Source organism: uncultured Shimia sp. (genome assembly GCF_913054185.1).
Classification (GTDB): domain Bacteria; phylum Pseudomonadota; class Alphaproteobacteria; order Rhodobacterales; family Rhodobacteraceae; genus Shimia.
Genome location: NZ_CAJXIV010000108.1, coordinates 1 through 13,510, shown reverse-complemented (window position 1 = coordinate 13,510; position 13,510 = coordinate 1). Strand labels below are relative to the sequence as shown.

Genomic DNA, 13,510 nt, shown 5'->3' with positions numbered 1-13,510 from the left:
GACATGCGCAGCCCCTATGAGTTCTGGCAGTTCTGGCGCAACACCACCGACGCCGACGTCGGTCGCTTCCTCAAGCTCTACACCGAAATGCCGGTGGATGAATGTGAGCGCCTCGGTGCGCTGGCAGGCTCTGAGATCAACGAAGCCAAAATCATCCTCGCCAACGCCGTCACAACGCTCTGCCACGGCGCAGAAGCTGCGGCCACAGCCGAAGCCACCGCCCGCGAAGTGTTTGAAAAAGGCGGCGTGGGCGACGACCTGCCCACCGTGACGCTCTCTGCCGAAGACCTCGGCGACGGCATCTCCATTGTGCAGCTGATTGTGAAATCCGGTCTGGCCAAATCCGGCAAAGACGCCAAACGCCTGATCAAAGAAAACGGCGCCAAGCTCGATGACGCCCCATTGACCAACGCCGGCCTGATGATCGACGCCGCAGCTTTGGCCTCCCCGATTAAGCTCTCAGCAGGCAAAAAGCGCCATGCGCTGGTGCAACTGGACGGCTAACCCCATCAAGCAATCAATCCCAAAGGCCCGCCCACCTCGGCGGGCCTTTTCTTTTGTCTTTCAAAGTCTCCAAATATCCTGGGGTGAATGGGCCGCAGGTCCAAAGGGGCTGGCCCCTCCCTTCCCCCCTAGACACACAGACGCCATTTGGGTTATTTGAACACACGTTCATTTACCGACCTATACGTCTCTCTGGGAGGAGCCCGCCAATGAAACTTGATCAAACCTGCGCCGTGATCACCGGGGGCGCCTCCGGACTGGGCGAAGCCACCGCCCGCCATTTTGCTGCCAACGGTGCCAAAGTTGCCCTGTTTGACCTCAACGAAGAGCGCGGTGCAGAGATCGCAGCGAAACTTGGTGGCACCTTCCACAAGGTTGACGTGACTGATGAGGACAGCGCCGCCGCCGGCATCACAGCCGCCAAAGCGGCCATGGGTAAAATCACCGCCGCCGTGAACTGCGCCGGCATTGCGCCTGCCGCCACCACCATTGGCAAAAACGGCCCACACCCGCTGCACACCTTCCAGAAAACCATCGACATCAACCTCGTGGGCTCGTTCAACGTTTCACGCCTCGCTGCCGAAGTGATTGCACAAAACGACGCCGAAGCCGACGGCGCGCGTGGCGTGATCATCAACACTGCTTCTATTGCGGCCATGGACGGCCAACGTGGCCAGGCAGCCTACGCAGCCTCCAAAGGTGGCATCGTCGGCCTGTCTCTCCCGATGGCCCGTGACTTGGCCCGCTCTGGCATCCGCGTCATGGCGATTGCGCCGGGCATCTTCCTGACCCCAATGCTGCAAGGCCTGCCACAAGAGGTACAGGACCAACTGGCACAAGACGTGACCTGCCCAAAACGCCTCGGCGACCCGTCTGAATATGCCCGCCTTGCAGGCTTCATTGTCGAAAACGGCTACCTCAACGGCGAAGTCATCCGCATCGACGGCGCCCTGCGCATGCAGTAACAAAACCGTAGGGTGCGCAGCCCCTGCGCACCTTGCTATCCTCTCCGCAAAGGAGAGCGCCATGCCCCGCCAAAACCGCGTATTGCCTGACGGCCAGATCCTCGCACATCCTACGCGCGGGGACTTCATGGGCAACCGAGGCATCCTGCATGACACAGCCGCACACCATCACGGAAAGCTGACCCACCGCCGCTGGCGCCACAAAGCCTGGGTCTGCTGTGTGCTCTCCTTCAAAAACCGTCAACGTCGACTCATGGCGCCCAACCGCTACACCGAGCTGTTCTTCTATGATGAGGCCGTCGCGCTCGCGGCTGGGCACCGCCCCTGCGCCGAATGCCGCCGTGCCGACCACAAAGCCTTCCTCGCCGCCGCAGATCACAGCGGCAGCGCCCCCGGCTTTGACGAACATCTACACACCGCCCGCGCCATTCCCCGCGTCTACGGCCAAAACCGCCCCCTCGCACACACAAGAACTCTACCAGATGCGACCTTCATCCAGATGGGCACCGGCCCCTTACTCCTGCTGGGTGACATGGCTCTGCCCTTCACTCCAGAAGGCTACACCGCACCGATCAAACGTCCACACGGCACCTTTCCGGTACTCACCCCTGAACCAACACGCATCGCCCTGCACAACGGCTTCCGTCCCGTACTCCGCCTACCCGCCACACTGGCCTAAGCCCAAAACCACCGCGCTGTTGACAAACTTCCGCCGCCAAGTGCCTTTAGGTGCATCCAAAACACCTCCAACGCGGACACCCAAATGAGCTTTCCCGATCTGTTTGACCATTTTGACCACGTCTACATCGTGAACTTGCCCTATCGGGACGACCGTCGCACCGAAACCATTGCCGACTTCGCCCGCGTCGGTGTCTCTATTCCCAATGAGCACATCACCTTCTTTGAGGCGTCCCGCCCGACGGAAAAAGGCGAGTTCCCTTCGATTGGCTCGCTGGGCAACTTCCTCTCACAAACCCGCGTGCTGGCTGACGCCCTTGAGAAGGGCTTTGAGCGCATCCTGATCTGCGAAGACGACTTGCAACTCAACGAGCTGCCGGACACAACCGTCACCAAAGTCCTGACCGACCTGCAAACCACCCACTGGTCGATCGCCGCGCTTGGCTATCTGGAACCGGAAACCCCTCCAACCGACACCATTGGCCTCAGCGAATGGACCGGCGGCACCCGGGGTACGCAATTCTGGGCGATCCAGGGCGACAGCATCCGCGCCTTCCATGACTACCTCGAACTTGTGCGGTCCCGCCCTTCCGGCCATCCCGAAGGCGGCTCTATGTTCTTTGACGGCGCCTTCAACATGGTCCGCACCATTGTGCCCGGCACCACCTTCCGCCTCGCCACGCCCTGCCTCGCAGGCCAACGCAGCTCCCGCACCGACATTCACGACCTGAAGTTTTACGACCGAGTCGAACCTTTCCGCAGCATCGTTGGCGCCCTGCGCAAATTGATGAACCGCTCCAATGGTTAATTTCTGCAACGCAGCAAAAAGCGCCACCTCCGCAAAACAGCGATAATACCGACGCGATACTGATGTGGTTTTTAACCGTTAACCACTGCACTGCGGCACGACCAAGGCTGGAATCGCTGGAACTCCCCAAAACCCCCTGCCATACCTTGCGCAACACTTTATGCGCAGGACCACCACATGACCCAGATCGTCTCCTCACTCGCCGAGATTTCCGACAATTACAAAGCGCTGTTTGTCGACCTCTGGGGCTGCGTACACAACGGCGTCACCGCCTATCCGGAAGCTGTCGCCGCCCTGCAAGCTTACCGCGCCAAAGGCGGCATTGTGGTGCTAGTCACCAACTCCCCCAAACCCCGTGCAGGTGTGGCTGAACAACTGGGCTCCTTTGGTGTGCCTGCTGACGCTTATGACACCATCGCCACCTCCGGCGACAGCGCGCGCTCCGCCATGTTCAATGGGGCTGTGGGTGAAAAAGTCTACTTCATGGGCGAATGGCATCGGGATGAAGGCTTCTTCCAACCGCTTGAAATCCTTGATAACCCTGTCGACATTCAACGTGTCCCTCTGGCCGAGGCCGAGGGAATTGTCTGCTGCGGCCCGTTTGACACCATGGCTGATCCAGATGTGAATCGGGCTGATTTCCTCTATGCCAAAACCAAAGGCATGAAGCTGCTCTGCGCCAACCCCGACATCATCGTCGATCGAGGCGAAATCCGTGAATGGTGCGCCGGTGCCTTGGCCAAACTCTATACAGACATGGGCGGCGAAAGCCTGTACTTCGGCAAACCGCATCCGCCGATCTACGACCTCGCCCGCCGCCGCCTCACCGCCATGGGTGTTTCGGTATCTGATAGCGACATCCTCGCAATTGGTGACGGCCCTCACACCGACATCTCCGGTGCCATGGGTGAGAACATCGATTCGCTGTTCATCACCGGCGGCCTGGCCGCAGCGGAGACAAAAACCGCCCACCAACCGGATGAAGCCGCGTTAACGAATTACCTCGCGGATCAGCAGGTCACACCACAATTTGCGATAGGCAAACTGCGTTAACACAAAAGCCCTTGATTTTTCTGCAACTGCAAAGTAACAATATTGCCAATCTAGCGCAAATTGCGTCACTTAATTGCACAGCCAATCCAGATTCGGAGGGCCAAATGTTGGACAACCTGCCTCGCGGCACCATCTTTATCGAAGACCTCGAAATCGGCATGACCCGCTATGTGCGCAAAACCGTGACCGATCAGGACATCGAAATGTTTGCCGCCGTGTCCACCGACCACAACCCGGTGCACCTGGATGAAGACTACGCCAAAGACACCATGTTTGGCGGCCGCATCGCCCACGGCATGCTCACTGCTGGTCTGATCTCTGCGGTGATTGGTGAACAACTGCCCGGCCATGGCACCATCTACATGGGCCAGTCGCTCAAGTTCCTCGCCCCCGTGCGCCCGGACGACACCGTTGTGGCCTCCGTGACCGTGACCGACATCGACATGAGCAAACGCCGCGTGAAACTCGATTGCGCCTGTATGGTCGAAGGCAAAAAAGTCCTCGCTGGCGAAGCCACCGTGCTCGCCCCTTCACGCAAGCTCGACTAATCGCCAGCATTCTCATTCTCCAAATATCTCGGGGAGGAAGCCCGCCAAAGCGGGTTAGAGGGGCTGGCCACTCCCCTTGCTGTCACATGCAAATCACCGCCGTCGCGTCCTCTCTTGCGCCTTGCCGCATCAAGAGCTAACCCTGCCACATGCAGATCATTCGCGACTATCAATATGTGACTCCCCAAGATCGCGGCGCCAGCGTCGCGATTGGCAATTTTGACGGCGTGCATTTGGGCCACCAATCGGTGATTGACCTTGCCCGCAAGGCTGCGCCAGACGCACCTTTGGGCATCATGACCTTTGAGCCGCACCCGCGTGAATACTTTGCGCCCGACGCCCCGCCGTTCCGTCTGGCCAGCGCCGAAACCCGCGCCCACCGCCTGGAAAAACTCGGCGTCGACAAGCTGTATGAGCTGCCGTTCAACACCACGTTGTCCAGCCTCACACCCGAAGAATTTGCCCGCGACGTGATCGCCAAAGGCCTCGGCCTCACCCATGTGGTGGTTGGTGCCGATTTCTGCTTTGGCAAAGGCCGCAAGGGCACCGCTGACGACCTTGTCGCCTTTGGCCAAGAGTTTGGCTTTGGCGTCACAATCGCGCCGCTCATTCAAGCCGGCGACGGTCAGGTGTCCTCCACCTCCATCCGCCAAGCCCTCTCCGATGGCCGTCCCCGCGACGCTGCCAACATGCTCGGCCATTGGCACCGCATTGACGGGCCGGTGATTGGCGGCGAACAACGCGGCCGTGACCTTGGCTTCCCCACCGCCAATATGTCGATCGACGATCTGCACCAGCCCAAATACGGCGTCTACGCCGTGCTGGTTGACGTGCTCGACGGTCCCCATACGGGCAGCTATTTTGGCGCGGCCTCGATCGGAACCCGCCCGATGTTTGGCGAAAACAAAGCCAACATCGAAACCTTCCTGTTTGATTTCTCAGGCGACCTCTACGGCCACACGCTGTCCGTTGGCCTTGTTGACTATCTGCGCCCGGAAGAAAAGTATGACAGCCTCGACGCGCTTGTGGCCCAAATTGCACAAGACTGCGATGACGCCCGCAAAATCCTGAGCACGCTATGAGCCGCCCCCCGTTTCTGAAAGCCCCCAGCGATCCCATCGAGCGCCACGGCCTTGCCAAACGTTTCTGGGAAAAGAAGCCGCTGACCTCGCTCAACGACAAAGAGTGGGAAGCGCTCTGTGACGGCTGCGGCAAATGCTGCCTCAACAAGCTGGAAGATGAAGACACCGGCGAGGTCGCCCTGACCCGCGTGGCTTGCCGCCTGCTGGACGATGAGACCTGCCGCTGCGTGCAATACGACATCCGCCACCAGTTTGTGCCGGAATGCATCGTGATGACCCCGCAAAACATCCACGAACACGCCTATTGGCTGCCACAAACCTGCGCCTACCGCCTGCTGTGGGAAAAGAAGCCGCTCTATGATTGGCACCCGCTGATCTCTGGCACACCCGACACGGTGCATGACGCCGGTGTCTCTGTGCAGCATCAAACCGTATCTGAATTCGACACCCCGCTGGAGCAGTGGGAAGACTTTATCATCGAGGAGCCCTCCTAATGCACTTTGCCTCTGACAACTCCGGCGCCGCACTGCCCGAGGTCCTCGCCGCGATCACCAAAGCCAACGACGGCTACGCCATGGGCTACGGCGATGACGTGGAAATGGCGCAGGTCACCGCCAAAATCCGCGAGATTTTTGAAGCCCCAGAGGCCGCGGTCTATCTGGTGTCCACTGGCACCACAGCAAATTCACTTGCGCTCGCAACCCTTTGTGATCCTTGGCAAACCATCTTCTGCACTGAAGTGGCCCACATCCACAAAGACGAGTGCAACGCGCCTGAATTTTACACCGGAGGTGCCAAGCTCACTCTGGCGGCGGACAAAGACATCGACAAGATGACGCCAGCCTCCCTGCGCGCCGCCATCGAAGGCGAGGAGACCCGCGGCGTACACGGCCCACAACGCGGCCCTGCCTCCATCACGCAAGTCACCGAATACGGCACGGTCTACACCTTGGACGAACTCACCGCGCTTTGTGATGTGGCCAAGTCCTACGAGTTGCCCGTGCATCTGGACGGCGCGCGCTTCACCAATGCCATGGTTGCCTTGGGCTGCACGCCTGCCGAAATGACTTGGAAAGCCGGTGTCGACGCGGTCAGCTTTGGCGGGACCAAAAATGGCTGCATGGGGGTCGAAGCGGTGATCTTCTTTGATCCCAAACACGCCTGGGAATTTGAACTGCGCCGCAAACGCGGCGGCCACCTTTTCTCCAAACACCGCTACCTCTCCGCGCAGATGCTCGGCTACTTGCAAGACGACGTCTGGATCGAAGCCGCCACCAAAGCCAACGCCAACGCTGCGCATCTCGCAGGCGGATTGCGCAACATCGGCGCGACTTTCAAATACCCGCCACAGGCCAACATGATGTTTGTCGCCCTGCCCCGCGCGGCCCACAAACGCCTGTTTGACGCCGGCGCCGCCTACCACCTCTGGGACGGCACACTTGAAGGTGACGACGCCGAAATGGTCACGGCGCGTTTGGTCTGCGACTGGTCGCTCAGCAAAGAAATGATCGACCAATTCCTCGATCTGGCGGCAGGCTAATCATGCGAGAAAGCCTGCGCACCAAAGCGGTTCAGATTTGCAACGACAAAATCGCCAAGAAAGGCGAGACCGTCGGCCTGTCCTTCTACGCCTTCTTTGCCAACAAGAACGACAACCCCGAGCTGCTGATGGAAGCGGCGACTTGGTGGATCCAAACCCACGAGCTGGATCACTTTGAGAAAGCGGTCAAAATTCGGGACATGGTTCTGTCAGGCAAATAGCCTCTTTATTGCCAATGCTATGCATTGGCAGCGCCCGAACCGCCCCCACGGGGCGGGCGCTTCGCTTCCAGCCCCTCGGTTCGTGCGCAGGTGGCTCACAAGACACAACCGCCGCTTTCGGCAAACGCTTCCTTGACCATTCAGATGCCAATCTGCCAGATCTCAACTTATGAGAAAGTACGGACGAACCTACCATCTTCCAATCTCGCCCGGTGCGACCAGCGATGACAAAATCATGTCGTCACAGGCGGCATTGGACGTCTCTGATCTCGTGATCACCGAAAAGATGGACGGCGAAAACACAACCATCCACCAGCACGGAACCCACGCACGTAGCCCAGACAGCAAATACCATCCCTCGCGAGATTGGCTTAAGGCTTTCGCTTCGGGCATTTCCTATGCTTTGGCACCAAACGAACGCCTTGTTGGCGAAAATCTGTTCGCGCGACACTCCGTGGCCTACACCGACTTGCCGTCTTACTTTCTGGGGTTTGCGCTCATCATAGATGACGAAATCCAAAGCTGGGACGACACGCTTGATCGGTTTGCTCAGTTAGGTGTTCAGCCGGTGAAAACCCTTTTTCGCGGCCCCTTCAAGGCAAACCTTTTTGAAGAGACAGCAAAAAGCTTAAATCTCGAAACTCAAGAAGGCTTCGTGGTGCGCACAGCCGCAGCCTTTCTCGAAAGCCAAATGCCAACGCATATGGGCAAATATGTCCGAGAAGGCCACGTCCAAAGTGACGAACATTGGACCAAAGCCGAACTCGTTCCAAATGGCTTAAAAGGCTGAGCCCAACCTCAGTCCAGAGACATCACGGTCTTCCGCACCTCAGCCGCCACCGCATCCGCGTGCGTGATCGCGCCCATATGCCCCGCACCGGCTACGGTCACCCGCCGCCCGTTCTGCACCGCATTGGCAACACCATCACAGACCGGTTTCATGATCGCAGGGCTCTCCGCCCCGTCCATCACCACCACCGGCACGGCAATCTCTCCAAGACGCGGCATAATGTTGCCAACGTCTTCCAGCACATCCTGCTGAGAGGCCACCACAAACGGCACCTGCTGGGTGAAGGTCGCGCGGGTCTCTTCCGGCAAAGCTTCCCACGGCGTGCCGTCACCCCACTCCTCGACAAACATGCGCACCGCCGCCTCCGGATCACCAGCGTCATTCAAGGCAAACACCTGCCCCATATGCGCATCGTTCTTGGCCACTGCCTCCGGTGCAGCTGCCTTAGCCGCCAACATCGTCACCGGCTCAAACAACGACAATGAGAGCACCAGATCTGGCCGCTCAATTGCCAACCGCAGCCCCAGCAATCCACCGTAAGAATGCCCAATCACATCCACCGGTCCATCCAAGCGCGCCAGAATGGCATCCAGCATGGTCTGCCCAGTCAGCGTGCCCTGCACATAGTCCGCACTGCGCCCATGGTCTGGCATGTCCGGCGCCTCAATCGTCAACAGATCGTCCAGCGCCGCGCCGATGCCGCGAAAGGCACCTGAATGCCCAAGATTGCAATGCAGCGCCAAAGCCGCACGCGGCCCCTGCCCCAACACACGCCAATGCATGTCAGGCGTCTTTCTGGTGTCCAATGCCATGGTTCCTAAAGTGTCCTTACAGCTCACCCGCCAAATGCGCGTCCAAATCATCCAACCGATCCTGTCCCCAGAACCGCGCCCCATCGTCGGTCACGTAAAACGGTGCGCCAAACGCCCCCGCTTCCACCGCTTCATCCAGATTGCGGGCATAGGTCTCCGCCCCCACCAGCAATCCACTGTCCGCCAGCGCCGGATCAAACCCAGCCTCACTCAAACACGCGCGGATCACCTCATCCTGCGCAATATCCTTTTCTTCAGCCCAACACGCCCGCAAAAATCCGTGTGCCAGCCCGCCCAGATCACCGCCACCCGCATTTGCCGCCGCGATAAACGCATAAGACGACGGCGCCATATTGGTCGGCCAATGTGCCGGTTTCAGATTGAAGTCCATGTTCAACTTCTTAGCCTGCCGTAGCAATTCCTGCGCCCGGTAGTCCTGCCGGCTGACGTGACGTTCTTTGGGCGGTGTGCCCCCGGTCTGGCCAAAAAGCGCAACAATATCGAGCGGCTTATAGACAATTTCCGCCCCATGTTTGGCCGCGATCTCTTCCAACCGTGTGCCCGCCAAATAGGAATACGGAGAAATTGTTGAGAAATAATAGGTGATCGTGGCCATTTTTGCCTCCCATAGCTCGCACGTCGCTTTGCGGGACGTTAGGGCCATGTTAAGGCGAGTGCAACGTCACGAATCTGTCACCAAAGCCACCTGGGGATTACCGCGCTATGGCCACCATTCTTGAACCGAAACTGATCACTGGCAATGCCAACAAACCGCTTGCTGGCGCCATCGCGCGGCGCATGTCGATGCACCGGGGCAGCAACGTCAAACTGATCGACGCCCGTGTTGAGCGTTTCAACGACGCTGAAATCTTTGTCGAAGTGTATGACAACGTGCGCGGCGAAGATATGTTCATCATCCAGTCGACCTCCAATCCGGCCAACGACAACCTGATGGAACTGCTGATCATGTCGGACGCCCTGCGCCGTTCCTCGGCCAGCCGCATCACCGCTGTGATCCCCTACTTCGGCTACGCCCGCCAGGACCGCCGTACTAAGGCCCGCACACCGATCACCGCAAAACTTGTCGCCAACATGATGGTTGAAGCTGGCATTGAGCGCATCCTGACCATGGATCTGCACGCCGCTCAAATCCAGGGCTTCTTCGACATCCCGGTCGACAACCTCTACGCCTCCCCTGTGTTTGCGCTCGACATCCTGGCGCAGTTCAAAGGACAGCTTGATGACGTGATGATCATCTCCCCGGACGTGGGTGGTGTGGCCCGCGCCCGCGAGTTGGCCAAACGCATCAACGCCCCGCTGGCCATCGTCGACAAACGTCGCGAGAAGCCCGGCGAGATTGCTGAAATGACCGTGATCGGCAACGTCGAAGGAAAAAAATGTATCATCGTGGATGACATCTGCGACACCGCTGGCACGCTCTGCAAAGCTGCTGAAGTGCTGATCGAGCATGGCGCCACCGAGGTGCACAGCTATATCTCCCACGGTGTGTTGTCCGGACCGGCAATTGAGCGCATCACCAACTCGGTGATGAAATCACTGGTGATCACCGACAGCATCGAGCCCACCGAGGCTGTGAAAGGTGCCGCCAACATCCGCATCGTGCCCACCGCCCCGATGTTTGCGCAGGCAATCCTGAACACCGCCAACGGCACGTCTGTGTCTTCGCTGTTTGAAACCGAAACGCTGGAGCCAGCGTACGAAGGTCTGTTTAAAGCCTGATCTAAGGGCCAATCGCTCTAAAGTTACGTAAAAGCCCCGGTGGAAACATCGGGGCTTTTTCTGTGGAAATCTCGAGCACCTCAGAGTGACGGTCACAGCCCCAAAGCGGAAGTTGCCTGTTTACTCAAGAATTGAAAAGCAGCCACTCGATCTGATCAAGCGGCCACTTCTTGTCACGAAGGAGCGCTACATTAGATCGACAATGCGAAGACCCCACCGCAAACGAGTGATATGGCGACTGCTGGACCTCTTAGATCGATTGGCAAGAAAAAGAACAGTCGCGACAAGTGACTCATTACGGCAAAAGGAGCCACAGCGCGCCAGACATCACGTTCTATTTTACGTCCCCCGACCCGCACCACACCCGGAAGATAACCAATCGCTTTTAACAGTGGGCGAACAAGCTTGCGGCTCTTTCCGCGCTTTGGGCGCTTCCCGCTTGCCGCGGCTGTCAGGGCTGGAGCAAGGCTTGCCGTGTCATTGGCCCAATGTGCGCGAAATAGTATTATTCCGTCTGATGCCAGAATATACGCGGAATTGGGCTTTGGACCCATGGCGCGGTGGAAACTGCCATCCAGATCGTCGAGAGCTGTTTCAAAATGGGGTCCCATGAATTCACCAAGCTGATTGGCGTGTTTGCGTTTGTCAGCCTGAGTTTTCGGTTGGGGGATAAGGTCTCCGGGATGCGCTTCTCGGGTGTTTACCAGAACAAAGCGGACCTGTTCGCCGAAGCGTTCGTATAGCTTTTCCAGTGGCTTTTGTGCGGAAACTGTCACCGGGCATGTGCGTGAGCCAAAAACCAAAAATACCGGCCTGTCGCCCAGTTCATCGCTGCGCAACCGCCCGCCCGCAACAAGTTCCAGGTCAAATTTGGGCACTTTGTCACCAGGAGAGGGGTCGCTTTTCCGAAAGTGAAGATCTTCAATGATCAGGCCAGTGGTGAACGTATCATAGGTGTAAGTCTCGCGTGACGTTCCTGAATAGGCGGGTTCCTGAGAGATGTCTGACATATGATTACCCTTGGGTTTCGGTTGTTTTGGGGTCCGCAGTCCACAAATTTTCGGAGCCGAACTGCGGATTGGGCGGGGTGCTGGCAAGGCGGTTTGTGAAATTCGTCATGATCTTTGCGGCAATTCCAACAATGATCTCAAGCGCCTGACGCTGATCAAATCCGGCATCCATGAAGGCTTGTACATCTGCGTTAGAGACTTCACCGCGCTTATCAACCATCGCATGTGCAAAATCAGCCAAAGCGTCCAGCCGTATATCGCCGGTCGGCACACCTGCGCGTAGGGCGTTGCGCAGATCATTGGGCAGCTTACTTGCCTGAGCGCGCCAGCTGTGCGCCGACATGCAGAAATCACAGTTGTGATAGCGGCTGACAGTCATCAAAACGACCAACCGTTCCATAGGCGCAAGACTTGTCGTTTCAAACGCGGCGTCCACCAACCGATATGTTTCTAGCAGGACTGGCGCTTCGGCCTGTTTGGCATACATGGTGGGAATGAAGCCCAGGCGTTTTTGTGTTTGCTCAAGGATCATGCGCGCCTTTTGTGGCGCTGTCTCCGGAGTATGTAGGGGAAAGTTAGGCAATTTTGGCCTCCTCTGGCATTGGTTTTGCAGTGTCTTTTCGCACCTGCATCGCGGACACCTGCTTTCCTCACGTATGATCAAACTGGCCCGGTCACGGTTCGCGTATGCTTGACAAATGGGTGACATTTTTGGACATTCAATCGTCAAAAATGCGGGTCAGATGTGCAAAAATATTCACGCATGCAGAGGAGATAAAAGTGATGAAGCCCGGTGATCTCTTGATACTTGAAGAACTGGCGCGCCAAGGGACGTTCTCGGGCACGGCGCAGGCACTCGAGGTATCCCACACCACGGTGGCGCGCAAAGTACGCGAGATGGAGACACATTTTGGTACGCGATTAATTGAACGTGTGGCGGATCGGGTCGTTATGACAATTGAAGGTGAAGCAGCCGTAGCTTCCGCAATTGCTATCCGAGAAGAGCTGCGCAACCTTGATCGCCGGATCGAAGGGCGTGATGCGGCGCTGTTTGGTCATATCACTCTGACAACCGTAGACATTCTTGCCGTTCATTACATGGATAAACTGACAAGTTTTAATGAGCAGCACCCTGAAATCGACCTGACTGTGAATGCTGAAACGGCGGTTCGCAGCCTGTCACGTCGTGAGGCCGAAGTCGCACTTCGACTAACCAACGAGCCCGAGCCTTACCTATTTGGAAACTGCATCGGCAAGTTTGATTTTTGCCATTACACCGCCAGTAGCAATACATCCTCTGCCTCGGATCGGAGCATTTCATGGCTAGAGTACTCGGGTCAGAATTGCGCAAATCGAGCGTCTGACTGGATGAAAATGCGGCTTCCGGGCATTGAGCCAAGTGCCTACTTTAGCAGCCCCTTGATCATGATGCATGCCATCATCGCGGGCTTGGGCGACGGGTTGTTGCCCAGGCAGGTCGCCGAAGGCAATGCCGCGTTAACGGCAATTGACAAAGAGATTGCCTTTTCGCTGGATGTCTGGCTGCTTGCGCCAAAAGAGTTGCGCCAAACAGCTCGGGTGCGCGCCTTGTTCTCCGGTCTGAGTTCTTAGCAGTAAGTCCCAGGACACTCCGTCACATCCGACTACCTTGAACTTCTGATCTTGTGGCACTGGAAGCACAAGTTTGGATGTATCGCGCAACTGCATTGTGTCAACTCGGAATGACCGGATTGGGGAAATAATCAAACTTTGCAAAGTC

Annotated in this window: 16 protein-coding genes and 1 pseudogene; 13 read left to right on the top strand and 4 right to left on the bottom strand. The window is 57.8% G+C overall.

Annotated features, from left to right (window positions below; translation table 11 throughout):
- The 11 genes and pseudogenes from QZ517_RS17565 to QZ517_RS17515 form a co-directional block, all read left to right on the top strand.
- Positions 1-504: pseudogene (locus tag QZ517_RS17565) on the top strand (tyrosine--tRNA ligase); the annotation flags it as partial.
- Between the two features lie 209 nt (positions 505-713).
- Positions 714-1,469: an SDR family NAD(P)-dependent oxidoreductase gene (locus tag QZ517_RS17560; protein WP_294229461.1), complete on the top strand. Its 756-nt coding sequence runs from the start codon at positions 714-716 to the stop codon at positions 1,467-1,469.
- A 61-nt stretch (positions 1,470-1,530) separates the two neighbouring features.
- Entirely contained in the window at positions 1,531-2,148 is a 618-nt protein-coding gene (locus tag QZ517_RS17555; RefSeq protein ID WP_294229460.1) for a hypothetical protein, read from the top strand.
- Between the two features lie 84 nt (positions 2,149-2,232).
- Positions 2,233-2,955 (top strand): hypothetical protein, encoded by a 723-nt coding sequence (locus tag QZ517_RS17550; RefSeq protein ID WP_294229457.1) that lies wholly within the window; start codon positions 2,233-2,235, stop codon positions 2,953-2,955.
- Positions 2,956-3,132: 177 nt separating this feature from the next.
- Positions 3,133-4,008: a TIGR01459 family HAD-type hydrolase gene (locus QZ517_RS17545; protein ID WP_294229454.1), complete on the top strand. Its 876-nt coding sequence runs from the start codon at positions 3,133-3,135 to the stop codon at positions 4,006-4,008.
- 104 nt (positions 4,009-4,112) lie between these two features.
- Positions 4,113-4,556 (top strand): MaoC family dehydratase, encoded by a 444-nt coding sequence (locus QZ517_RS17540; protein WP_294229452.1) that lies wholly within the window; start codon positions 4,113-4,115, stop codon positions 4,554-4,556.
- 149 nt (positions 4,557-4,705) lie between these two features.
- On the top strand, positions 4,706-5,638 hold the full coding sequence (locus QZ517_RS17535) for a bifunctional riboflavin kinase/FAD synthetase (RefSeq protein WP_294229450.1): 933 nt from the start codon (positions 4,706-4,708) through the stop codon (positions 5,636-5,638).
- Positions 5,635-6,132: a YcgN family cysteine cluster protein gene (locus QZ517_RS17530; RefSeq protein ID WP_294229447.1), complete on the top strand. Its 498-nt coding sequence runs from the start codon at positions 5,635-5,637 to the stop codon at positions 6,130-6,132. The genes QZ517_RS17535 and QZ517_RS17530 overlap by 4 nt, the downstream gene beginning before the upstream one ends.
- Positions 6,132-7,178 carry a beta-eliminating lyase-related protein gene (locus QZ517_RS17525; protein WP_294229446.1) on the top strand — a complete coding sequence of 349 codons (1,047 nt, stop codon included), beginning with the start codon at positions 6,132-6,134 and terminating at the stop codon, positions 7,176-7,178. The genes QZ517_RS17530 and QZ517_RS17525 overlap by 1 nt, the downstream gene beginning before the upstream one ends.
- 2 nt (positions 7,179-7,180) lie before the next feature.
- Entirely contained in the window at positions 7,181-7,399 is a 219-nt protein-coding gene (locus QZ517_RS17520; RefSeq protein ID WP_294229444.1) for a DUF6500 family protein, read from the top strand.
- A 235-nt stretch (positions 7,400-7,634) separates the two neighbouring features.
- Positions 7,635-8,189: an RNA ligase family protein gene (locus tag QZ517_RS17515; protein WP_294229442.1), complete on the top strand. Its 555-nt coding sequence runs from the start codon at positions 7,635-7,637 to the stop codon at positions 8,187-8,189.
- A gap of 8 nt (positions 8,190-8,197) precedes the next feature.
- On the opposite strand, the gene QZ517_RS17510 is transcribed toward QZ517_RS17515, so the two are convergent.
- Complete coding sequence (locus tag QZ517_RS17510) at positions 8,198-9,001, bottom strand: alpha/beta hydrolase (protein ID WP_294229440.1); 804 nt, start codon at positions 8,999-9,001, stop codon at positions 8,198-8,200.
- 16 nt (positions 9,002-9,017) lie between these two features.
- Positions 9,018-9,617 (bottom strand): 2-hydroxychromene-2-carboxylate isomerase, encoded by a 600-nt coding sequence (locus tag QZ517_RS17505; RefSeq protein WP_294229438.1) that lies wholly within the window; start codon positions 9,615-9,617, stop codon positions 9,018-9,020.
- A gap of 107 nt (positions 9,618-9,724) precedes the next feature.
- On the opposite strand from QZ517_RS17505, the gene QZ517_RS17500 reads away from it, so the two are divergent.
- Positions 9,725-10,741, top strand: coding sequence for a ribose-phosphate pyrophosphokinase (locus QZ517_RS17500; RefSeq protein WP_294229436.1), 1,017 nt, complete (start codon positions 9,725-9,727; stop codon positions 10,739-10,741).
- Positions 10,742-10,932: 191 nt separating this feature from the next.
- Here QZ517_RS17500 and QZ517_RS17495 read toward each other — a convergent pair whose 3' ends face one another.
- Positions 10,933-11,619, bottom strand: coding sequence for a deiodinase-like protein (locus QZ517_RS17495; RefSeq protein WP_294229434.1), 687 nt, complete (start codon positions 11,617-11,619; stop codon positions 10,933-10,935).
- Between the two features lie 136 nt (positions 11,620-11,755).
- On the bottom strand, positions 11,756-12,334 hold the full coding sequence (locus QZ517_RS17490) for a carboxymuconolactone decarboxylase family protein (protein ID WP_294229432.1): 579 nt from the start codon (positions 12,332-12,334) through the stop codon (positions 11,756-11,758).
- 200 nt (positions 12,335-12,534) lie between these two features.
- Here QZ517_RS17490 and QZ517_RS17485 point away from each other — a divergent pair, with 200 nt between their 5' ends.
- The gene (locus QZ517_RS17485; RefSeq protein WP_294229430.1) at positions 12,535-13,362 is read left to right on the top strand and encodes a LysR family transcriptional regulator; all 828 of its coding nucleotides are present in this window, start codon (positions 12,535-12,537) and stop codon (positions 13,360-13,362) included.
- Positions 13,363-13,510 lie beyond the last annotated feature (148 nt).

Coding starts and splice junctions, on each gene's coding strand:
- QZ517_RS17550 (WP_294229457.1), top strand. CDS start 2,233: ATGAGCTTTCCCGATCTGTTTGACCATTTTGACCACGTCTACATCGTG.
- QZ517_RS17515 (WP_294229442.1), top strand. CDS start 7,635: ATGTCGTCACAGGCGGCATTGGACGTCTCTGATCTCGTGATCACCGAA.
- QZ517_RS17530 (WP_294229447.1), top strand. CDS start 5,635: ATGAGCCGCCCCCCGTTTCTGAAAGCCCCCAGCGATCCCATCGAGCGC.
- QZ517_RS17485 (WP_294229430.1), top strand. CDS start 12,535: ATGAAGCCCGGTGATCTCTTGATACTTGAAGAACTGGCGCGCCAAGGG.
- QZ517_RS17505 (WP_294229438.1), bottom strand. CDS start 9,617: ATGGCCACGATCACCTATTATTTCTCAACAATTTCTCCGTATTCCTAT.
- QZ517_RS17510 (WP_294229440.1), bottom strand. CDS start 9,001: ATGGCATTGGACACCAGAAAGACGCCTGACATGCATTGGCGTGTGTTG.
- QZ517_RS17500 (WP_294229436.1), top strand. CDS start 9,725: ATGGCCACCATTCTTGAACCGAAACTGATCACTGGCAATGCCAACAAA.
- QZ517_RS17545 (WP_294229454.1), top strand. CDS start 3,133: ATGACCCAGATCGTCTCCTCACTCGCCGAGATTTCCGACAATTACAAA.
- QZ517_RS17520 (WP_294229444.1), top strand. CDS start 7,181: ATGCGAGAAAGCCTGCGCACCAAAGCGGTTCAGATTTGCAACGACAAA.
- QZ517_RS17525 (WP_294229446.1), top strand. CDS start 6,132: ATGCACTTTGCCTCTGACAACTCCGGCGCCGCACTGCCCGAGGTCCTC.
- QZ517_RS17555 (WP_294229460.1), top strand. CDS start 1,531: ATGCCCCGCCAAAACCGCGTATTGCCTGACGGCCAGATCCTCGCACAT.
- QZ517_RS17535 (WP_294229450.1), top strand. CDS start 4,706: ATGCAGATCATTCGCGACTATCAATATGTGACTCCCCAAGATCGCGGC.
- QZ517_RS17560 (WP_294229461.1), top strand. CDS start 714: ATGAAACTTGATCAAACCTGCGCCGTGATCACCGGGGGCGCCTCCGGA.
- QZ517_RS17540 (WP_294229452.1), top strand. CDS start 4,113: ATGTTGGACAACCTGCCTCGCGGCACCATCTTTATCGAAGACCTCGAA.